Annotated in this window: 16 protein-coding genes and 1 pseudogene; 4 read left to right on the forward strand and 13 right to left on the reverse strand. The window is 66.1% G+C overall.

Annotated features, from left to right (window positions below):
• Positions 1 to 218 precede the first annotated feature (218 nt).
• Both RE429_RS17405 and RE429_RS17410 read left to right on the forward strand, forming a co-directional pair.
• On the forward strand, positions 219 to 1,472 hold the full coding sequence (locus RE429_RS17405; protein WP_414471958.1) for an efflux RND transporter periplasmic adaptor subunit: 1,254 nt from the start codon (positions 219 to 221) through the stop codon (positions 1,470 to 1,472).
• 211 nt (positions 1,473 to 1,683) lie between these two features.
• A complete protein-coding gene (locus RE429_RS17410) occupies positions 1,684 to 4,833 on the forward strand; it encodes an efflux RND transporter permease subunit (protein ID WP_414471959.1) in 3,150 nt (1,049 codons plus the stop codon).
• Positions 4,834 to 4,927: 94 nt separating this feature from the next.
• Here RE429_RS17410 and RE429_RS17415 read toward each other — a convergent pair whose 3' ends face one another.
• The 6 genes and pseudogenes from RE429_RS17415 to pal form a co-directional block, all read right to left on the reverse strand.
• Complete coding sequence (locus tag RE429_RS17415) at positions 4,928 to 5,674, reverse strand: outer membrane protein (RefSeq protein ID WP_414471960.1); 747 nt, start codon at positions 5,672 to 5,674, stop codon at positions 4,928 to 4,930.
• Positions 5,675 to 5,880: 206 nt separating this feature from the next.
• Positions 5,881 to 7,236, reverse strand: coding sequence for a phosphoglucosamine mutase (gene glmM, locus RE429_RS17420; RefSeq protein ID WP_414471961.1), 1,356 nt, complete (start codon positions 7,234 to 7,236; stop codon positions 5,881 to 5,883).
• Positions 7,237 to 7,499: 263 nt separating this feature from the next.
• Positions 7,500 to 9,423: pseudogene (ftsH, locus tag RE429_RS17425) on the reverse strand (ATP-dependent zinc metalloprotease FtsH).
• Positions 9,424 to 9,575: 152 nt separating this feature from the next.
• On the reverse strand, positions 9,576 to 10,673 hold the full coding sequence (gene tilS / locus RE429_RS17430) for a tRNA lysidine(34) synthetase TilS (RefSeq protein ID WP_414471962.1): 1,098 nt from the start codon (positions 10,671 to 10,673) through the stop codon (positions 9,576 to 9,578).
• Positions 10,664 to 11,620 carry a tol-pal system protein YbgF gene (ybgF, locus tag RE429_RS17435; protein WP_414471963.1) on the reverse strand — a complete coding sequence of 319 codons (957 nt, stop codon included), beginning with the start codon at positions 11,618 to 11,620 and terminating at the stop codon, positions 10,664 to 10,666. Before ybgF ends, tilS begins: the two co-directional genes overlap by 10 nt.
• Before the next feature lie 106 nt (positions 11,621 to 11,726).
• Entirely contained in the window at positions 11,727 to 12,224 is a 498-nt protein-coding gene (gene pal / locus RE429_RS17440) for a peptidoglycan-associated lipoprotein Pal (protein ID WP_414471964.1), read from the reverse strand.
• A gap of 229 nt (positions 12,225 to 12,453) precedes the next feature.
• Here pal and RE429_RS17445 point away from each other — a divergent pair, with 229 nt between their 5' ends.
• Both RE429_RS17445 and RE429_RS17450 read left to right on the forward strand, forming a co-directional pair.
• Positions 12,454 to 13,956, forward strand: coding sequence for a phospholipase D-like domain-containing protein (locus RE429_RS17445; RefSeq protein ID WP_414471965.1), 1,503 nt, complete (start codon positions 12,454 to 12,456; stop codon positions 13,954 to 13,956).
• 72 nt (positions 13,957 to 14,028) lie between these two features.
• The gene (locus RE429_RS17450; RefSeq protein WP_414471966.1) at positions 14,029 to 14,649 is read left to right on the forward strand and encodes an HdeD family acid-resistance protein; all 621 of its coding nucleotides are present in this window, start codon (positions 14,029 to 14,031) and stop codon (positions 14,647 to 14,649) included.
• Between the two features lie 40 nt (positions 14,650 to 14,689).
• On the opposite strand, the gene tolB is transcribed toward RE429_RS17450, so the two are convergent.
• The 7 genes from tolB to ruvA form a co-directional block, all read right to left on the reverse strand.
• On the reverse strand, positions 14,690 to 15,964 hold the full coding sequence (gene tolB / locus RE429_RS17455) for a Tol-Pal system beta propeller repeat protein TolB (RefSeq protein ID WP_370439371.1): 1,275 nt from the start codon (positions 15,962 to 15,964) through the stop codon (positions 14,690 to 14,692).
• Between the two features lie 87 nt (positions 15,965 to 16,051).
• A complete protein-coding gene (tolA, locus tag RE429_RS17460; protein WP_414474237.1) occupies positions 16,052 to 17,155 on the reverse strand; it encodes a cell envelope integrity protein TolA in 1,104 nt (367 codons plus the stop codon).
• Positions 17,156 to 17,189: 34 nt separating this feature from the next.
• A complete protein-coding gene (locus tag RE429_RS17465) occupies positions 17,190 to 17,624 on the reverse strand; it encodes an ExbD/TolR family protein (RefSeq protein WP_414474238.1) in 435 nt (144 codons plus the stop codon).
• A 24-nt stretch (positions 17,625 to 17,648) separates the two neighbouring features.
• Entirely contained in the window at positions 17,649 to 18,374 is a 726-nt protein-coding gene (gene tolQ, locus RE429_RS17470; protein ID WP_414471967.1) for a protein TolQ, read from the reverse strand.
• Between the two features lie 327 nt (positions 18,375 to 18,701).
• Positions 18,702 to 19,157, reverse strand: a complete 456-nt coding sequence (gene ybgC / locus RE429_RS17475) for a tol-pal system-associated acyl-CoA thioesterase (RefSeq protein WP_414471968.1) — start codon at positions 19,155 to 19,157, stop codon at positions 18,702 to 18,704.
• Positions 19,150 to 20,196, reverse strand: a complete 1,047-nt coding sequence (gene ruvB, locus RE429_RS17480; protein ID WP_414471969.1) for a Holliday junction branch migration DNA helicase RuvB — start codon at positions 20,194 to 20,196, stop codon at positions 19,150 to 19,152. Before ruvB ends, ybgC begins: the two co-directional genes overlap by 8 nt.
• 98 nt (positions 20,197 to 20,294) lie before the next feature.
• Positions 20,295 to 20,912: a Holliday junction branch migration protein RuvA gene (gene ruvA, locus RE429_RS17485; protein ID WP_414471970.1), complete on the reverse strand. Its 618-nt coding sequence runs from the start codon at positions 20,910 to 20,912 to the stop codon at positions 20,295 to 20,297.
• Positions 20,913 to 20,960: the final 48 nt, after the last annotated feature.

The raw sequence follows: 20,960 nt of genomic DNA on the forward strand, positions 1-20,960 counted from the left end.
GAAAGGAAGGAATCTTTCCTAGAACGGACCAGGAGCATTTTCAGGCCGGACGTCGGCTCGGGGAGCAGCCCGGGAGGGACGAAGACGGCAGATTACGAAATCGTAATACAAAACCCTGTGCTTAGTGCGTTATAGTCGACAAGCCCGGCCTGTGATGTGTTAGGCCTCATCAAAACATTCTAAACTGAAAAAGACTTCCGAGAGTTCAAGGAGCGAGCATGCGTGTGTCCGGTCAACTCGCCGTCATCGCCTTGCTGGGGGCAGCAGGGTTTGGCGGGTGGTATGGGTATCAGAACGGATACCTAGGAAACCAGTCGACGGAACAGCAGGGCGGGCCTTCCGGAGGGCGGGGCGGCAATCGCGGCGGGCCATCGGGCCCCGCGGCCGTGGAAGTGGATACCGTCAAGACGGGACGCATCGTGGAAACCCGCGAGGCCGTAGGAACGGTGCGCGCCTATGAATCGATCACCGTGACCGCCAAGGTGGCGGGCGTCATCGACCAGATCGGGTTCGAGGAAGGCCAGAAGGTCAAGGCGGGCGATGTGCTGGTGCAGCTCGACGCCGCCGAGCGCCGGGCCGACATCGATCAGACCATCGCCGAGTCGAACCGCGCCGTGGCTCAGCGCAACGAGGTCGCCATCAAGCTCGAGCGTGCCCAGGCCCTCAACCGCACCGGAGCGGGAACCACCGCCCAGGTCGAGGACCTCACCGCGCAGCTGAAATCTCTCGAGGGAGCCATCGCGTCGGCTCAGGCGCAGCGCAAGGGCGCCGAAGCACGGCTGCAGGATCTCACGATCCGGGCGCCCTTCAACGGGCGCGTCGGAACGCGCTCCGTTTCGCTCGGAGCCTATGTGGCGCCCGGGACGCGGATCACGTCCCTCGACGATCTCTCCAGAGTCCGGCTCGACTTCGCCGTGCCGGAAAATCTTCTCGGCCGTCTGGAGCCCGGGCAGACGGTGACCGCCCTTTCCGCCGCCTACAAGAGCCGCACGTTCAAGGGCAAGGTGGCCACCATCGATCCCCGTGTCGATCAGGCGACCCGCACGGCGCGCCTGACGGCCGAGTTCGACAATCCGGACGAGGCCCTCAAGCCCGGCATGTTCCTGGCGGTCCGGCTCGAAGTGTCGTCCAACGACGAGGCCGTCGTGGTGCCGGAAGAGGCCATCGTCAGCGAGGGCCTGCGCCACGTGGTCTACCCGGTGAAGGACAACAAGGTGGAGCGCCGCGTCATCACCCTTGGCCAGCGCCAGGGCGGCAAGGCCGAGGTCGTCGAGGGCCTCAAGGCCGGCGAGACCATCGTGATCCTCGGCGTTCAGCGCGTGCGCCCCGGGGCCGAAGTGATCGCACGCCCGCTCGGCTCGGGCTCCGGCGAGCCGCAGGGAACCCCGGCCGCCGATCGCCAGCAGCCCTCGCGCTCCTCGCTGAACGTGCCGCACGCCATCGGCACGGCGCAGGCGGCCGAAGCGAAGTAGATGACCTGTTCAGGGTACCCCTCCTTCAGGCCCCCCTCCTGCCCCCCTCGCCCGAGGGGGAGAAGTGTGCCGTCGCGTTAGAGCCTTTTCCGCAAAAGTGGATGCCGGTTTTGCGAAGAAAAGGCGTCTTTCTCAAACAACAGGAGCCTTTGCCATGAACCGAAGTTCATGGAAAAGGCTCTAGTCTGATTTCACCGGAACGACCAGAACCATGCAGGTTTCCGACCTCTTCATTCGCCGTCCCGTCTTCGCCGTCGTGGTGAGTCTGCTGCTGATCGTGGGCGGCCTGTCCGCGCTCATGAACCTGCCGATCCGCGAGTATCCGAGCGTCGACCGGCCGGTCGTGTCCATCTCGACCGTCTATCGCGGCGCTTCGAACGAGGTCATCGAGAGCCGCGTGACGGAGGTGATCGAAGGCGCCGTGGCAGGCATCGAGGGCATCAAGCAGATCCGTTCGCAGAGCCGGGACGAGCGCTCCTCCGTCACGATCGAGTTCGACGTCTCGCGCGATCCCGAAGGCGCGACCTCCGACGTGCGCGACGCCGTGTTCCGCGTCGTCGGCCGCCTGCCGGACGGGGTCGACCAGCCGGTGATCCGCAAAGTGGACGACGACGCGTCGGCGATCATGTGGATCAGCGTCACCTCCTCCACCTACGATGCCCTCGAGCTCAGCGACTTCCTGAAGCGCGTCTATGTCGACCGCCTCTCGACCGTCCCCGGTGTCGCCAACGTCTCGCTGGCCGGAGAGCGCCGGTATTCCATGCGCATCTGGGTCGACCGCCCCGCCCTCGCGGCGCGCGGACTGACCGTGCAGGACCTGAATGCCGCGATCAAGCGGCAGAACGTGGAGCTCCCGGGCGGCCGCATCGAATCCTCGCAGCGCGAATTCACCGTGAAGACGGATTCCCGCCTCTCCAGCCAGCAGGATTTCGAGCATCTCATCGTCTCGAACAAGAACGGATACCTCGTGCGCCTGGGCGAGGTCGCCAAGGTCGAGGTCGGCCCGGAGGACAACCGCTTCGAGTTCTATGAAGGCGGCAAGGTCGCCATGGGTCTCGGCGTCGTGCGCCAATCGACGGCCAACACCCTCGCGGTCGCCGACGGCGTGCGCGCGGAGCTTGAGAACCTGAAATCCTCCCTCCCCCCGGGCACCACGGCGCAGATCTCCTATGACGAGAGCCAGTTCATCAGCGCCTCCATCAAGGGCGTGCTGCACACGCTGATGGAGGGCATCGGCCTCGTGGTTCTGGTGATCCTGATCTTCCTGCGCGACTGGCGCTCCACCATCGTGGCCATCGTGGCGATTCCGGTGTCGATCATCGCCGCCTGCATGGTGATGGCCTATTTCAACGCCTCCATCAACGTGCTGACGCTGCTCGCCGTGGTGCTCGCCATCGGCATCGTGGTGGACGACGCAATCGTGGAGATCGAGAACGTTCACCGCCGTATCGAGGAAGGCCAGCCGCCGCTTCTGGCCTCCTTCGACGGCGCGCGCGAGATCGGCTTCGCGGTCATCGCCACCACGGCCACGCTGATGGCCGTGTTCGTGCCGCTCGCCTTCATGACCGGCAATACCGGCCAGCTCTTCCGGGAATTCGGCATCACGCTCGCGGCCGCGATCTTCTTCTCCGGCATCGTGGCGCGCACGCTCACGCCGATGATGTGCTCGAAGCTGATGGTGCCCGCCCATGGCCGCATCCAGACGATGACCGAGCCCTTCTTCACGGGCATGAACAACGTCTACCGCAAGATCCTGACGCGGGTTCTCAAGGCGCCGCTCGTCATTCTCGCGGTCGGCTTCATGGTGTGTCTCTCGGCCTACGGACTGTTCCAGATGCTGCCGAAGACCTTCGCGCCGACGGAGGATCGCGGCGCGATCATCGTGCGCATCGAAGCCCCCGAAGGCTCGAGCCTCGACTATACCCGGGAGCGCGTGAAGGAGGTCGAGAAAATCCTTCTGCCCTATCAGAAGCAGGGTGTCGTATCGTCCATCACCAGCCAGGTGGCGCCGGGATACGCCCGTCCCTCGCCGGTCAATTCCGGATTGATCATCGTGCGCCTCGTGCCGTGGGAACAGCGCACCATGAAGCAGCAGGATCTGGTGCAGGAAATCAACCGCAAGGTCGCGAACTTCCCCGGCGCGCGTGTGGCCCCGATCAGCCCCGGCTCGCTGGGACAGCGTGGTCCGTCGAAGCCCATTCAGTTCGTGCTGGGCGGGCCGGACTACAATACCCTGCGCGACTGGCGCGATATCGTCATGCAGAAGGCGCAGGAAACGGGACTGTTCATGAACATGGATTCCAACTACCGGGAATCCCAGCCCGACATCCGCGTGCAGATCGACCGGCAGCGCGCGGCGGATCTCGGCGTCTCGGTGGAGGATATCGGCAGCACGCTCGAACTGATGTTCGGCGAGCGCGAGATCTCGACCTTCGTCAACCGCGGCGAGGAGTACGGCGTCATCATGCGGGGCCGCGCGGAAGACCGCGCGACGCCGAACGATCTCGCCAATACCTTCGTGCGCGCCACGAACGGCGAGCTCGTTCCCCTCTCGTCCTTCGTGACGCTGACGGAATCCGCGGCCCCGCAGATGCTCAACCGCTTCGACCGGATGCGCTCGATCACCATCGATGCCAGCCTCCAGGGCAACACCTCGATCGGCGATGGCCTCGCGGTCCTGGAGCAGATCGTGCGCGACAACCTGCCGGCGGATGCGCGTATCGGCTATTCGGGGCAGTCGAAGGACTTCCTCGAATCCTCGAACGCGATCTATGTCACCTTCGGCATGGCGCTGCTCGTGGTGTTCCTGGTGCTGGCGGCGCAGTTCGAGAGCTGGATCAACCCCTTCATCATCATGCTGACCGTGCCGCTCGCGGTCACGGGCGGCCTGGCGGCTCTCGTGATCACGGGTCAGTCCCTCAACATCTACAGCCAGATCGGCATGATCCTCCTCATCGGCCTGATGACCAAGAACGGCATTCTCATCGTGGAATTCGCCAATCAGCTGCGTGAGCGGGGCCTGTCCGTGTGGGACGCGGTGATCGAGGCGTCCGTGCTGCGCCTTCGCCCGATCCTCATGACGTCGATCGCCATGATCGGCGGCGCCGTCCCGCTCGCCTGGTCCACGGGCGCGGGCGCGGAAGCCCGCAGCGCCATCGGCACGGTCATCGTCGGCGGCGTGACCATGTCGACCCTGATGACGGTGCTCGTGGTGCCGGCGATCTATCTCCTCATCGGCGGCTACACCAAGCCCGCGACCTACGTGAGCGATATGCTCGACAAGCTGCGGGTCCAGACCGGCCAGCGTCCGCACGGCGAGGACATCCATGTCCCGCAGCCGCCGGCCCATCCGGCGGAGTGAGGCCCCCTTCGCCACGCAAAAACCCCGGTGTCGTCACCGGGGTTTTTCTTTTGCCGGAACTGGGCTTTCCGGCGATGGACCGATGTCCGAAAACTCAGTCGAAGGCGTAGCGCACTCCCAGCCTCACCTCGTGCGAAGCGATGGATTCCACGTCGGCGCCTGCGCGGCCGGCGTCGCCGCGGGTCTTCGCGTCGCCCAGGCTCACATAGCGGTAGCCGAGGTCGAGAGTGAAATTGTCCGAGAGCCTGTAGCCGATGCCCGCCATGAGGGCCCAGGCGAAGCTCCAATCGCCGCGGCCGGAGAGATGCTCCTGCGTGATCGCGCCGAGAGCATCCGTCGTCGTGCGGGCATAGTGTCCGAACGCGTTATATGCCACGCCGACGCCCGCACCCACATAGGGCGTGAAGTCGCGATAGGCGCCGAGATCGGCATAGACGTTGAGCATGGCGGTCGACGACCGGAAGCGTCCCCTGTCGAACACCGATCCTGTCGTGGGGCCGGCATCCGTCGGGAGGCCCGTGAAGCGTGAGGACAAGCGGTGATCCACGGTTACGTCGGCGCGAATCAGAGGACTGAAGCGGTAACCGATGCCGGCGCCGAGGACGGCGGTGTCTCCGACACCTTCGCGGGCCATGCTGCCCTCGATGAGGCCCGATGTGAAATCGGCCTCCGGGCGCGTGAAATGGGTGTAGCCGACGTCGCCGCGCAGGTACCAGCTCTCGGTGGTCTCGCCGAGGTCGGGCACGGGGGGCAGCATCCCGCGGGAGAGGTCGGCCGCGAAGGCCCCCGAAGCGGTCATGCCGATCAGGCCAGCGAGAACCGTGGTCTTGATGATGCTCATGGGTACGCTTCGTCGCTCGACAGGCACGGGCCGCCGAGATCTTCGACGGCTCTGTTAGACTGTAGCCCTGCCGTGTGAAGAGAGCGTTAAGTTTAATTCTTGGTCTCGCGGACACGACCGACGGAGGCGCGATGGCGGGAAGGCAAAAGAAAAGGCATGGATGCGGACATCCATGCCTGACCGTTTCAGAAATCCGGCTCCCGCCCTCAGGCGGCGACCTGGGAGGCGGCCCGGGTCACCGCATCCACCACGTCGTCGACCACCTGGGTGACGAGATCCGCATTGTCGCCCTCGCCCATCACGCGAATCACCGGCTCCGTGCCGGAGGGGCGGATGACGAGGCGGCCGGCCGCTCCGAGCCGCTCGCGGCCCGCCTCGATGGCCTTGATCACGGAGGCATCCTGCAAAGGCGCGCCGGACTTGTAGCGCACGTTCTTGAGGATCTGCGGCAGAGGCTCGAAGCAGTGGCAGACCTCGGAAACGGTTCTGCCCATGTTCTTGACCACGGCGAGCAGCTGAAGGGCCGCGACGAGGCCGTCGCCGGTGGTCGTGTAATCCGACATGATGATGTGGCCGGATTGCTCGCCGCCGAGATTGTAGCCGTGCGCGCGCATGTGTTCGAGCACGTAGCGGTCACCCACGGCGGTGCGCACGAGGTTGAGGTCGAGCCCGTTCAGGTAGCGCTCAAGGCCCAGATTGGACATGATCGTCGCGACGATCCCCGGCTGAGCGAGGCGCCCGTCCTCCTTCCAGGACCGGGCGACGACGGCCATGAGCTGGTCGCCGTCGACCTTCTGGCCCTTCTCGTCCACGATCAGGACGCGATCCGCATCGCCATCGAGCGCGATCCCCACATCGGCGCGCAGCTCGCGCACCTTATGGACCAGGGCTTCGGGGGCGGTCGAGCCGACCTCGTGGTTGATGTTGAAGCCGTTGGGCTCCACGCCGATGCTCACGACTTCGGCGCCGAGCTCCCACAGGGTCTCGGGCGCTACCTTATAGGCTGCTCCGTTGGCGCAATCGACGACGACCCGCATGCCTTCCAGATCGACCTGGCGCGGCAGGGTGCGCTTGGCGAATTCGATATAGCGGGCGTGAATGCTCTCCGGGCGCTTGGCGCGACCCAGGGCGGCGGAGCCTGCGAGCTGCGCCGTGAGGTCCGAATCGATGAGAGCCTCGATCCGCTTTTCGAGATCGTCGTTGAGCTTGAAGCCGTCCGGGCCGAAGAGCTTGATTCCGTTGTCCTCGTAGGGATTGTGCGAGGCGGAGATCATGACGCCGAGATCGCAGCGCATGGAACGCGTGAGCATGGCCACCGCCGGCGTCGGCATGGGGCCCAGGACCAGCACGTCCATGCCCACCGAGGTGAAGCCTGCGACCAGGGCGTTCTCGATCATGTAGCCGGACAGGCGCGTGTCCTTGCCGATGACGACCCGGTGACGGTAATCGCCGCTCTGCCTGAACATGAGGCCCGCCGCCTGGCCGACCCGCAGGGCCAGATCGGGCGTGATGATCCCATTGGCCCGCCCCCGGATGCCATCGGTCCCAAAGTACTTCCGCATGGGATTAATCTCCGCTTTTCGTTTCGCGGCTGTGCGCTTTGTTTTTTTCAAAGCACCCCCCTCCAATCCGGGTCAAGACTTCGCCCTGCCAAGCCTCATCACAAGTGATGAGCAATTGTTACAAGAGGGGATGATCCTCTTGTCGGATTGAAAGTAGAAGGGTCAGGTAAACAAAAAAGAACGCTCGCCGTAAGGCGAGCGTTCTGGGTAATACCCAAGGGCCAGCTTCGGTCAGGCCCGGGTTCGGTTAGGCCTGGGTTCGGTTAGGCCTGGGGCTGAGGCTCCATGCCCCCGTCGTTTTCTCTGGGTCGGCCGGTTCGGGTCGAGGGCACGGCGGAGCCGCGCACCGGGGCGGCGGTGTCGCCGCCGGCATCGCGCACCGGCGGCTGCCCGTCGAGCAGGTTGCGGATCTCCTCGCCGGTCAGGGTCTCGTATTCCAACAGCCCCCGCGCCAGCGCCTCGAGATCATGCTGCTTCTCGGTCAGAATCGTGCGCGCGTCGTTGAGCCCGGTCTCGACCAGACGCCGCACCTCCGAGTCGATCTTCTGCGCGGTCGCCTCCGACACGTTCTGCTGGCGCCCCATCTGCATGCCCAGAAACACCTCGTCCTGGTTCTCGCCATAGGCCACCGTGCCCAGCTCCGGCGAAAACCCCCACTTGGTCACCATCATCCGGGCCAGCCGCGTCGCCTGCTCGATGTCCGACTGCGCGCCCGACGTCACCTTCTCCTTGCCGAAGATCATCTCCTCGGCAATCCGCCCGCCCATCATGATCGCCAGCCGCGAGGTCATCTGCTCGAAGCTCATCGACAGCTTGTCGCGCTCGGGCAGCTGCATCACCATGCCCAGGGCCCGCCCGCGCGGAATGATCGTCGCCTTGTGCACCGGGTCGGTCGCCGGCACGTTCAGCGCCACGATCGCATGCCCGGCCTCGTGATAGGCGGTCAGCCGCTTCTCGTCGTCGGTCATCACCAGGGTGCGCCGCTCCGCCCCCATCATCACCTTGTCCTTGGCGTCCTCGAACTCGCGCATCGTCACGATGCGCTTGCCCCGCCGCGCCGCCAGCAGCGCCGCCTCGTTGACCAGGTTCATCAGATCCGCCCCGGAAAACCCCGGCGTGCCGCGCGCGATCACCCGCAGGTCGACGTCCGGCGCCAGCGGCACCTTGCGCACATGCACCCGCAGGATCTTCTCGCGCCCGGTCACGTCCGGGTTCGGCACCACGATCTGGCGGTCGAAGCGGCCCGGCCGCAACAGCGCCGGATCGAGCAACGTCGGGCCGGTTGGTGGCCGCGATGATGATCACGCCCTCGTTGGCCTCGAACCCGTCCATCTCGACCAGCAGCTGGTTGAGGGTCTGCTCGCGCTCGTCGTTGCCGCCGCCCAGGCCGGCGCCGCGATGGCGCCCGACCGCGTCGATCTCGTCGATGAAGATGATGCACGGCGCGTTCTTCTTGGCCTGCTCGAACATGTCGCGCACCCGGCTCGCGCCCACGCCCACGAACATCTCGACGAAGTCCGAGCCCGAAATCGTGAAGAACGGCACATTGGCCTCGCCCGCCACCGCCCGCGCCGTCAGCGTCTTGCCCGTGCCGGGCGGCCCGACCAGCAGCACGCCGCGCGGGATCCGCCCGCCCAGACGCTGGAACTTCTGCGGATCGCGCAGAAACTCCACCACCTCCTGCAGATCCTCCTTGGCCTCGTCGATCCCCGCCACGTCGTCAAACGTCACGCGCCCATGCGCCTCCGTCAGAAGCTTCGCCTTCGACTTGCCGAAGCCCATGGCGCGGCCGGCGCCGTTCTGCATCTGGCGCGACAGGAAGACCCAGGCTCCGATGAAAAGCGCGATGGGCAGGATGTTCATCAGGACGGCGATGAACCAGGGGGTCGAATCGGATTGCGGACGGGCCGTGATCTGCACGCCCTTCTGCTGCAGCTTCGAGACCAGAGTGGGATCGTTCGGCGCATAGGACGAGAACGTACGGCCATCGTTATAGGTGCCGCTGATCTCCGGGCCGGAGATGATGACGCTCGTGATGCGCCCGGCATCGGCATCGTTCAGAAGCTGGCTATAGGCGATGTCGCTGCCGCCGCCCCGATGGCCCGGGCTCTGGAAAAGAGTGACGAGCGCCAGGACCAGCAGGAAAATGACAACCCACAAGGCGAAGTTGCGGAAATTTGAATTCATCGGATCAGGTTCTGCCCCAGAGGGAGATGAAGCATGGAAAAGACACAAAATCCCCCATGCGGCTAAACTCAATGTAGGCACACCGTTCTCCCTTGCCAAGGGAATGCGGCGGGCATACGGCATCATCCGGCGCTCTTGGCTAAGAGAATTGGCTAACGGCCTCGTGAACGGGGCGGTTCCGGCCTCAGGCTCACGCGTCCGGTCCGGTCGAGACGAAGGAGCGCCCCCGCGATCGTGATGCGCAGCCCCTTCCCGGCCGGGATCGCGGCCCGCAGGCGCTCCAGGCAGGTTTCGAGGCGCTGCAGGCGGCTGTTTTCGAGCCCGATCCGGCTCAGGGACAGCTCCAGAATCCGCAGGCCGATCTCGAACGGCTCCTCAGCGAGGCAGGCAGCCCGGAAGGACAATGTCCCCTCGGTCCCCTCGGTCCTCTCGGCCTCCTCGGTCCCCTCGCCCCCCTTGCCCGCGACAGGATCCGCGGCCTCCAGCGCCTGTCGCGCCTTGGCGTCCAGGGCCTCGTCCGCCCGACCCGCCCGCCGCGCCAGGAGCGCCAGCCGGTCGGCCGTCAGCCCCTCCGCGGCCAGAAGCGGCAGCAGCTTGCGCCAGCGCACCCGGGCGAAGCGCTCGTCCGCATTGGACGGATCGGTCACGAATCGCCAGCCGTTCCGCCGGCAGAGATCGAGCAAAGACGCCTTGGGGTGATCGAGAAGCGGCCTCGCGTGGACGATCCCGTCCAGGTCCCGCTCCCGGCGCATGCCCTTGAGGCCTTTCAGGCCGGATCCTCCGGCAAGGCGCATGAGGATCGTCTCGGCCTGATCGTCCAGGGTATGGGCGGTGACGAGGTGGGACGCGCCCGCCTCGCGGGCCTGCCGGACGAGCAGGCGGTAACGCGCCTCGCGCGCTTCCTCCTGCAGGCCGGTCCGCGGCTTCTCGCCCGTCCAGACAAGGGTGCGATGGGGGAAACCCAGGCCCGCCGCCTCGCGGCCGACGAAGGCCGCCTCCTCGGCGGCTGCGGGCCTCAGGCCGTGATCGACCGTGGCAATGAGGACAGGGGGGCGGCGCTCGGAGCCCCAGCGGGCGAGCAGATGCATCATGGCCACGGAATCGGGGCCGCCGGAAACGGCCGCCAGGATGCCCGTGGCGTGGCTCAAATTCGAAAAGAGAAGCTCCGGATCGTCGATCGGGAGTGGATCGTCAGGCGCAGGAGCGGCCACGGTGCGGGTGCTCGACTGGTCGGCCCGGATCAGGTGCACTTGTTGCGCTTCTGCTCCCGGTCGGAGCCCTGGCGCACATTGGCGGAGGCCTGCGGATACTTGCGGTCGAGCTCGGCGAAAACGGCGCAGGCCCGGTCACGGGCGCCCAGCCCGTTGAGAGCCATGCCGAGGCGAAGCAGCGAATCAGGCGCCTTGGCGGCGCTCGGATGATCCGCGGAGACGCTCAGGAACTGCTCGGCGGCCTCCCGGTAGCGGCCACGCTGCAGATAGGTTTCTCCGAGCCAGAACGTGGCCTCCGGGACCAACCCGTCGCGCGGGTTCGACTGGAGGAAGCGGCGAAAGCCCATCTCGGCCTGGTCGTAGTCCTTCTGGGCAAAGGAGGCGTAGGCCCCATCGAAATCGGCCCGGGGATCCCCCGTGCTGGTCGCCGCCACGCTCGGGCCGGGCCGTCCCGGAAGAGCGCCCTGAGGCAGGGGCATCCCGCTGCTGATCGCACCGCCGGGCGCCGTCTGGTCCTCCTCCTCGATCAGATCGCCGATCCCGGCGAACTGCTCGCCCTGCCCGCCCATCTCAGTGCCGGCCAGGGGCGCTGAGGGAGGGGTGGCGCCCAACGGGCGCGGAGCGCCCGGGGCATAGGGATCCTGGGAGGGATCGAACACGTCGCTGCGCCGCTGGGGCGTCGTCTGCGGCTGCACCGGGCGAGGCGCCGGCGCGGCCGAGGGCGAAGCCTTGGAGCCGCCGCGGCCGCCGCTCTCCTGGAAGCGGAACTCCACGTCCTCCTGGAACTTGCGGAGCTGATCCTTCAGCTGGCGGTTCTCGTATTGGAGCTGCTCGAGCTGGCCGGACATCTGGCGCATCTGGTTCTCGAGCCGGTTGATGCGCACGATGGCATCGGCCGCGTCCTGCGCGGCGGCAGGACCTGCCGAGGCCAGAGGACCTGCCCAGGCCAGAGCCAGAGTGAAAAAGACAAGGATTCGTCGTAACATGCTGGATACCGTATGGGGTCGGATGCGAGGAGTCCCGATAACACAAAAGCGCCGCCACGGCGATAATGTGGCGGCGCTCTGCTGTTTCACAACCTGCCCCGGGGGCTTACGAGCTGGCGCCGCCGAGCACGGTGACCGAGCGGCGGTTCTGCGACCAGCAGGAGATGTCGTTGCAGACGGCCACCGGGCGCTCCTTACCGTAGGACACGGTGCGGAAGCGGTTGCTGGGGATGCCGCGGGAGATCAGATAGTCGCGCACGGTCTGGGCGCGGCGGGCGGACAGCGAGAAGTTGTACTCGCGGGTGCCGCGCTCGTCCGCATGGCCTTCCACGATGAAGGCGTAGTTCGGATAGCGCTGCAGCCATTGGGCCTGCTTGTCGAGGGTGGAGACGGCCGTGGGGGTGAGATCGGTCGAATCGGTCTCGAAGAAGACGCGATCGCCGACATTCACGACGAAATCCTGGGCGCTGCCGGGGGTCGCGGCACCACCGGCGCCGAAGCCGCCGGATCCATCGGCCATGCCATCTTTATTGGAAGAACAGGCCGCTGCCCCAAGGGCGAGGACAAGGGCGGCGGCGAATTTGACGGCGCGCAGCGACATCATTGGCAATACTCCTTACACACGTTTGCCGAACGTTGTGTCTTTCATATCGGGCGGATGGTTAAGGGAGGGTTCCGTCAACCTTAAGGGAGGCAGCCGGGAATTAAGGTGAATTATGGCCAAGTTGTGGAACTTGCGCTTAAGGTTAACAGATCGTGACAGTTGATCCGGATCTCCCTGAACGGCTCATGAGCCGAATGCCGGTCTTATGCGTTGAAAGGTCATGCATCTCATGACGAACCAGCCCGTTCTGTCGGCTCAACCCTATCGCGCTGCCCTGGACGAACTCCGCATGGAGCGCGCCTTCTCGCGGATCGCGGACAGCGACCTGCGCCACGGCAACGCGGTCGCGCTGCTCAGGAATTCCAAGGAGAACTACCCGGCCTGGCTGGATGCGATCCGGTCGGCTCAGGCCGTGATTCATTTCGAAAACTTTATCATTGCGGATGACGCAACCGGCCGCCTGTTCGCGGAGGCCCTCATGGAACGGGCCCGCGCGGGCGTGAAGGTCCGCGTTCTCTACGACTGGCTCGGATCGTCCTTTCGCGCCCTCCCGGCCTTCTGGCGGCGGCTGCGCGAGGCCGGTGTGGAGGCCCGGGTCTTCAATCCGCCCCGCCTGACGGACCCGTTCTGGATCCGGCGCAACCACCGCAAGCTGATCACGGTGGACGGCCGGATCGGCTTCGTGTCGGGCCTGTGCATCTCCGACAGCTGGGAAGGCGGAAAGGAGGCCGAGCCCTGGCGCGACACCGGGATCTCGGTGGAAGGCCCGATGGTGGCCGATCTCGACGAGGCCTTCGCCGAGAGCTGGGTGCTCGCGGGCATGCGGCCCATTCCGAAATCCGACCTGCCTCAGGCCGACGGAATTCCCCATGCGGGCACCGTGGCCGCGCGGCTCATCAGCGGCGAGCCCGGCATGTTCCGCACCTACCGCGTCGACCAGTTCATCGCAGCCACGGCCCAGCGCAATCTCTGGCTTACCGACGCCTATTTCGTCGCTACCACCTCCTATGTGCAGGCCCTTGGCGAGGCGGCCCGCGACGGCGTCGACGTGCGCCTGCTCGTGCCGGGCTCGAGCGACGTGCCGGCCCTGCAGCCGATCGTGCGCGCGGGCTACCGCTCCCTCATCGAGGCGGGCATCCGGGTCTTCGAGTGGAACGGCTCGATGCTGCACGCCAAGACCGCCGTGGTGGACGGGCGCTGGGCCCGGGTGGGCTCCACCAATCTCAACCTCGCGAGCTGGGCGACGAACTGGGAACTCGACGTCATCGTCGAGGATGCCGGCTTCGCAGGTCAGATGGAGGCCATGTATCTGGAGGACCTCGCCAACGCCACCGAGATCGTCCCAGGCTCGTATTCCCGCCGCAGGCGCGCACGCAACATGCGCTCCAGGCGGAGCCCCCGCTTCAAGCGAGGCGGCGTCCGCAGGCTCGCCGCCGGCGCTCTCGCGCTGTCGAGCAGCATCGGCAAGGCCATGGGGGCGCGCTCGCTCACCGCCACGGAAACCAGCAGCATCGCGATCATCGGCTGCGCTCTCCTGGCGCTGGCCGTGGCCGTCACGGTCTTCCCGGTCGTGATCGTCTCGCCCATCGTGATCGGCCTCATCTGGTTCGGCCTTGCGCTCCTGATCCGCTCCCTGCACCTGAAACGGCGCGTGCGCCTGAGGCGACGCAAGCTCGCAATCCGCAGGCGATTGAGTAAAATCAAGGACGAGGCTGCCTCCACTGGGAAATAATGGAAACCTGCCACCAAGCTCGGCATTGATAGGATGCCTTCCGTTGAGGAGGCCTGATCGAAGGAGACGACGATGGCGACCGGAACCTCCAGCTCACCTTCCTATGATCCGCTCTTCCGTGCCGAATCCATGAGCGCGCTGCTCGCGCGCAACTGGTGGGCGGTGGCGCTGCGCGGCGTCTTCGCCGTCATCTTCGCGCTCATCGCCTTCTTCTGGCCGGGCGCGACGCTCCTGTCCTTCGTGCTGTTCTTCTCGGCCTATATGCTGGTCGACGGCGTGTTCGGCATCGTGTCGGGCATTCGCGCGGCCTCCCGCAACGAGCGCTGGGGTTTGCTGATTCTGGAAGGCATCCTCGACATCGTCGTCGGCGCCGTCGCCTTCCTCATGCCCGGCCTGACCGTGGTGTTCTTCGTCGCCCTGCTGGCCGTCTGGTCCCTGATCACCGGCATCCTGATGATCGTTGCCGCCTTCAAGCTGGATCCGGCCTTCGGGCGCGGCTGGCTGATCTTCAGCGGCCTCGTGTCGGTTCTGTTCGGCGTGGCGCTCCTGGTCGCCCCTCTCGTAGGCGCCGTGGTCCTGACCTGGTGGCTAGGGGCCTATGCCCTCGTCTTCGGCATCGCGCTCATCGTGCTCGCCTTCAAGCTGCGCAGCAGGAAGGACGATCTGACCGGGGGCGCACCGCTGCACGCCTGAACGAACGAGAAAGGGGCGCCGGAGCGCCCCTTTCTCGTTCTCATTGACGTGTCTCGCTGAGCAGCGGAGACCAGGTCGGGTCCGACGCAAAGGACGGCGTCGGCACGGGCTGCTCCACGCGGCCGGTGATGTCCACCATGTAGAGCTTGCCGCCCGACTGGCCGCCCGGATCGCGGAAGAACATGATGTACTGGCCGTTGGGAGCCCAGACGGGGCTCTCGTTGTGGAAACCTTCCGTCAGGATGCGCTCGCCCGAGCCGTCGGGCTTCATGATGCCGATGGCGAAGCCGCCGGAATGCTGCTTGGTGAAGGCGATGTAGTCGCCGCGCGGGGACCAGGCCGGCTGCGAATAGGAACCGTCGCCGAAGGAGATGCGGCGCTGGTTGGAGCCGTCGACCCCCATCACGTAGAGCTGCTGCTTGCCGCCACGGTCGCTCTCGAACACGATCTGCGACCCGTCCGGAGAGAACGAGGGCGAGGTATCGATGGCGCCGGTCGAAGTGAGGCGCGTGGTCGCCTGCGAACCGAGATTCATCATGTAGATATTCGCATTGCCGCCCTGCTGCAGGCTCATGACGATGCGCTGCCCATCCGGCGCGAAGCGCGGGCTGGAGGTCATGTCGGGGAAGTTGCCGACGATCTGGCGCGACCCGGTTTCCAGGTTGATCACCTGCACGCGCGGCTGCTGGCCCTCGGCCTGCGACATGTAGGCGATTTCCTGGCTCACCGGCGAGTAGCGGGGCGACACGACGGTGTTCTCGCCCTGCGTCAGGTAGCGCACATTGGCGCCGTCCTGATCCATGATGGCCAGACGCTTGTGCCGGTTCTCCTTCGGACCGGATTCCTCGACGAAGACGACGCGCGTATCGAAGAAGCCGCCGAAGCCCGTGATTTTCGTATAGACCGCATCGGAAATGATGTGGCCGACGCGGCGCCAGAAATTGGCGTCCGTCACATATTGCTGGCCGGTGAGCTGCTGTCCGGAATCGATGTCCCAGAGACGGAACTCGGCCCGCAGCCGGCCCGACGGATCGCGCGAGACACGGCCCGTCACGAGCGCCTGGGCGCCTGCCATCTTCCACGCGTCGAAACGCGGAGCCGCATCGAAGGACGGGCGCTCCGGAAAGCGCGACCTGTCGAGCGCCACGAAATAGCCTGACCGCTGCAGGTTGTTGGAGATGATGCCGGAGACGCGCTGGCCGAGGTCCCCCTCGCCCGAGAAATCGGCGACGGCGATCGGCATGGGCTGGAACTGGCCGCCGGGACCGACCCGGAAGGTGAGCTGCGCCTGGGCCGCGGGCGCGAGCGCCGCCATCGGGACGATGATGGAAAGGACGAGGAGAAGACGGGAGACGAGGCGATTGATCATGATGTCGTGTCTCAAGCGTAATGGGCTTAAAGATCAGGAAAGGTCGAACTGGACGTTGAGAATTTTCCAGTCCGAATAGAACTGCATGTACTGGGCGGGTACGCGGTAGGGGGCGCAGCGGCGCACGGCGCGCAAGGCGGCACTCGCGACGGCCTGGTCCGTGCTGCTGCTGCCTGCGCGAAGAACGGTCGGCTCGCCCGCCAGCGAACCGTCCTGGTTGAGACGGATATCGAGCATCGGCGGCGTTCCGTCGCTTCCCGACGCGCTGATCGGCGCGGTGTAGCAGCGCCGGATCTGCTCCTGCAGGATCCCCATGAGCGCGTCGCGCTGGCTCGGATTGAGCTTCGCGGCCGTCCCGGTCGCCGTGCCGAGGGAAGCGGTTTTCTGAACCTCCGCTCCGGTGGCTCCGCTGGACTGGCTCTTCTGCTTGTTGTCGAGGAACTGCTTGAGATCGCCCATGTCGAGCTTCTTGGCGACTTGCGCTTCCTTGCGCGCCTTCGCTTCCGCCTCGGCCTTGGCTTTCGCCTCCGCGACCTTCTTCGCCTCGGCCTCGGCCTTGGCCTTCGCTTCGGCTTCGGCCTTCGCCTTGGCCTTTGCCTCGGCGACGCGCTTGGCCTCCGCTTCGGCCTCGGATTTCGCCTTGGCCTCGGCGCGCGCCTTGGCGTCCGCCTCGGCCTTCGCCTGCTCGATCTTGGCTTTCTCGATGGCCTCGGCCTCGGCCTTCTCGGCCGCCTTCTTCTCCGCCTCCGCCTTGGCCTGCGCGGCCTTCTGCTCTGCGGCCCTGGCGGCGGCGGCCGCCGCCGCCGCGGCCTCCTCGTCGGCGACCTTCATGTCTTCGGGGCGCTTCGGAGGCGCGGGCGTATCGAGCTTCTCCTCGCCGGGAGCGCGCTGTTCGGTCTTGTCAGCGATGCGGTCGGCGCGGGGCTTCGGCGTGGGCTGCACGGACTTGGCATCCGTCTCGCCCTTGGTGATCTGCGAGAACTGGTTGTCGGTGATGACCTCGACGGGGATGCCTTCCTGCGCTTCGGGGAATTCGGTCGCGTAGGGCAATCCGATCAGGGCGGCCGTCAGCAGCGCCACATGGACGCCGCCGGAAACCCAGAAGCCCGGCTCGGAGGTGTTGAATTTCAGCTTCAACGCCACGTCGTTCTGCCCCTTGCGCTCGATCCGCCTAGTTCTGTTCCGTTGCCGTCACCAGCGCGACCCGCTTGTAGCCAGCGGTTGTCACAATGGCCATGACCTGGGCGACGCGCCCGTAATCGACCTTCTTGTCGCCGCGCACGAAGATGCGCTCGTCGAAGCCCGCCTTCGACACCTCGGCGAGCTTGCCGACGATGGCCTCGTCCGTGAGCTCGGTCTCGCCCAGGAACACCTGCCCCGTCGCCTTGATGGAGAGCGCCACGGGCTTCGCATCGGAGTTGAGGGGCGCCGCCTTCGTTTCCGGCAGATCGATCGGCACGCCGGCGGTCATCATCGGGGCCGCCACCATGAAGATGATGAGCAGAACCAGCATGACGTCGATGAACGGCGTCATGTTGATCTCGTTGATCGCGCCGCCGCGCTTCGCCCGCCTCCGGCGACGTCCGCCCGCTCCGCCTGCTGCCATCATGGCCATCGCTCAAAGCCCTCCTCAAGCCGCGCGCGACGAAGAGAGACGCTCGTCGATCTGGCGCGACAGGATGGCCGAGAACTCGTCGGCGAAGCCTTCGAGCCGCGACTGCAGCTTGCTCACCTCCGACTGGAGCTTGTTGTAGGCGAGCACCGCCGGAATGGCCGCGAAAAGGCCGATCGCGGTGGCGAACAGCGCCTCCGCGATGCCCGGAGCCACGACCGCGAGGCTCGTGTTCTTCGAGGCGGCGATGGACGTGAAGGAGTTCATGATGCCGATGACCGTGCCGAAGAGGCCGATATAGGGGCCTGCCGAGCCGATGGAGGCCAGGATCATGAGGCGGGAATCGAGACGCTCCACTTCGCGCTGGATGGTGACGTCGAGAACCTTGTCGATGCGCTGGGAGAGGCTCTGGAACGAGCGGGCGGACCCCTCGAAGGAGCGCTTCCACTCGCGCATGGCGGCGACAAAGACGGCGGCGAGCCCGGTCGCCGGGCGGTTCTGAAGCGAGCGGAACAGCTCCTCCAGGGACTGGCCGGACCAGAACACGTCCTCGAAGCGATTCATGGCCCGCTTCGTGCGGGCGTAGAGCAGGGTCTTGTCGATGATGATGGCCCAGCACCACACGGAGGCCGCGAGCAGGCCCATCATCACGAGCTTGACGATGAAATGCGCCTGCCAGAACAGGCTAAAAAAGGACAGGTCGTGCACCACAGGAGCAGCCTGGGCCACATCAGCCGGATTCATAAGTCTCGTCCTCGCTCTTCGAGCAGCCTTGGGAGGAGCCCAGGGCCCACCGCAGTCGGGTCTAGGAAAATCTTGTTGTGTTACCCTGCTCGTTCGCCCGTGAATCTGTCGAAAATAAGGGCGCGGACTCGCGGGCGACCAATGACCTTCCAAGTGTGATCTTTTAGGCACCCGGTGTGGTTAAGGCTTGGTTTAGACGGGGCTAAACAGCTCTGGAATCAGCCGTATAGCCAAGCTGGACCGGGGCTGCCATGCGCTGGAGGCAGAGCCAGGGCCCCCTCCCCTTGCGGCATGCCGATACGCTCCCGGAGCGGGCTGCCGTCAGGATCAGATGTCCCGGCCTGCCGAGAGCGCCGCGCGAAGATTGTCCGGGATGCGCACGGCGCGTCCGTCGCGGACGGCCGCGACCACGACATCCGCACGGACGAGCACGTCCTCGCCCCGGAGCACCTCCTGGGCGAGCGTCATGGAGGCGCCGCGCATTTCCTTGGGCTTCGTCACCACGGTGAGCACGTCGTCCATCAGGGCCGCGCCGAGAAAATCGATGGTCATCTTGCGGACCACGAAGGCGAGCCCGCCCATCTCCGCATGGAGATCGGACTGCGCCACCTCGACCGCGCGCAGGATCTCCGTGCGTCCGCGCTCCAGGAAGCGCAGGTAGCTCGCGTGATACACGCGGGCGGAAAAGTCCGTGTCCTCGTAATAGACGCGCACCGGCAGGACATGCGCGCCGTCCCGCATGTGGCCGGAGAGATGGGGCCAGGGGTGACCCGCCTCACTCATCCTCGTCTCCGTTGAACAGGCCGAACTGCGCCGTGGTCTCGCGGGTGGGCTCGGAGATGCCGAGATGCCTGAAGGCATGGGGCGTGAGGATGCGGCCGCGCGGCGTGCGCTGCACGAAGCCTTTCTGGATGAGATAGGGCTCGATGATGTCTTCGATCGCGTCGCGCGGCTCGGAGAGGGCCGCCGCGATCGTCTCGATGCCGACCGGGCCGCCGCCGAAGGAACCGGCGATCATGGTGAGGTATTTGCGGTCCATCAGGTCGAGGCCGATGGGATCCACGTCGAGCAGGCGCAGCGACCGGTCCGCCAGATCGCGGGAGACGATCTGCACACCCTCCACGATGGCGAAATCGCGCACGCGGCGCAGGAGACGGCCCGCGATGCGCGGCGTTCCGCGCGCTCGGCGGGCGATCTCGTTCGCGCCCTCCTCGCTCATGTTGAGGCCGAGCACGCGCGCGCCGCGGCGAACGATCAGCTCCAGTTCCTCGACGGTGTAGAATTCCAGGCGGATCGGGATACCGAAACGGTCGCGCAGCGGCGTGGTGAGCAGGCCCGCGCGGGTCGTGGCGCCCACGAGCGTGAATTTCGGCAGCTCGATCTTCACCGAGCGCGCAGCGGGGCCCTCGCCGATGATCAGGTCGAGCTGGTAATCCTCCATGGCGGGATAGAGAATTTCCTCCACGGCCGGATTGAGGCGGTGGATCTCGTCGATGAAGAGCACGTCGCGCTCTTCCAGGTTGGTGAGCTGGGCGGCCAAGTCCCCCGCCTTGGCGATGACGGGGCCCGAGGTCGAGCGGAAGTTCACGCCGAGTTCTCGGGCGACGATCTGCGCCAGGGTGGTCTTGCCGAGGCCGGGGGGGCCGACGAAAAGCACGTGGTCGAGGGCGTCGCCCCGGGTCTTGGCGGCGTTGATGAAGACTTGGAGGTTGGCGCGTGCGGCAGCCTGGCCCGTGAAGTCGGACAGCGACAGCGGCCGGATCGACGCATCGACATCGTCCTCGCGCTTCTCGGGGCTGAGCAGGCGGCGTGAATCGGTCAAGGAGAGTTACCTTCCAAAGGCTTCATATAGGGGCTGGAACCCTAATACGCCATTCTTAACGAGATCAAAACAGGAACGGAACCAGGCTCCGACTTGGCTTATCGCGCCAACTCCCTCAGCCCAAGCCGGATGAGCGTCTTCGCCTCGGCTTCCTCGCCCGCCTGCTTCATGGCGGCGGCGACAGCGGCGGAGGCCTGGACCTGCGGGTAGCCGAGATTGACCAGGGCCGAGATGGCGTCCGCCACCGGAGCAGGCGCGCTCCGGTCCTCCACCGCGCCTGTGAGGCGGATGAGAGCCGGATCGACGGCGGCAAAGGCCGGAGCCTTGTCCTTGAGTTCGGAGACAATCCGTTGGGCGAGCTTGGGCCCGACGCCGGGGCTTCTGGCCACCGAGGCCTTGTCGCCGGTGGCGATGGCGGTCGCGAGGCCGCCGGGGTCGAGCACGGACAGGATGCCGAGCGCCACCCTGGAGCCGACCCCCTGCACGCTCTGGAGGAGGCGGAACCATTCCCGCTCGGAATCCGACCGGAAGCCGAACAGGCGGATCATGTCCTCGCGGACCAAGGTTTCGATCGCGAGGGTCGCCGCCTCGCCGGTGGGCGGCAGGTTCTGGAGCGTGCGGGAGGAGCAATGGACCACATAGCCGACCCCATGCACGTCGAGGATCACGAAATCCTCGCCGTAGGAATCCACCACGCCTTTGAGTTTGCCGATCACGTTCTCATCCCTCCTGGGTCATCCCCGCGAAGGCGGGGATCCATGATC

Source organism: Microvirga sp. M2 (assembly GCF_047497095.1).
Lineage (GTDB): Bacteria > Pseudomonadota > Alphaproteobacteria > Rhizobiales > Beijerinckiaceae > Microvirga.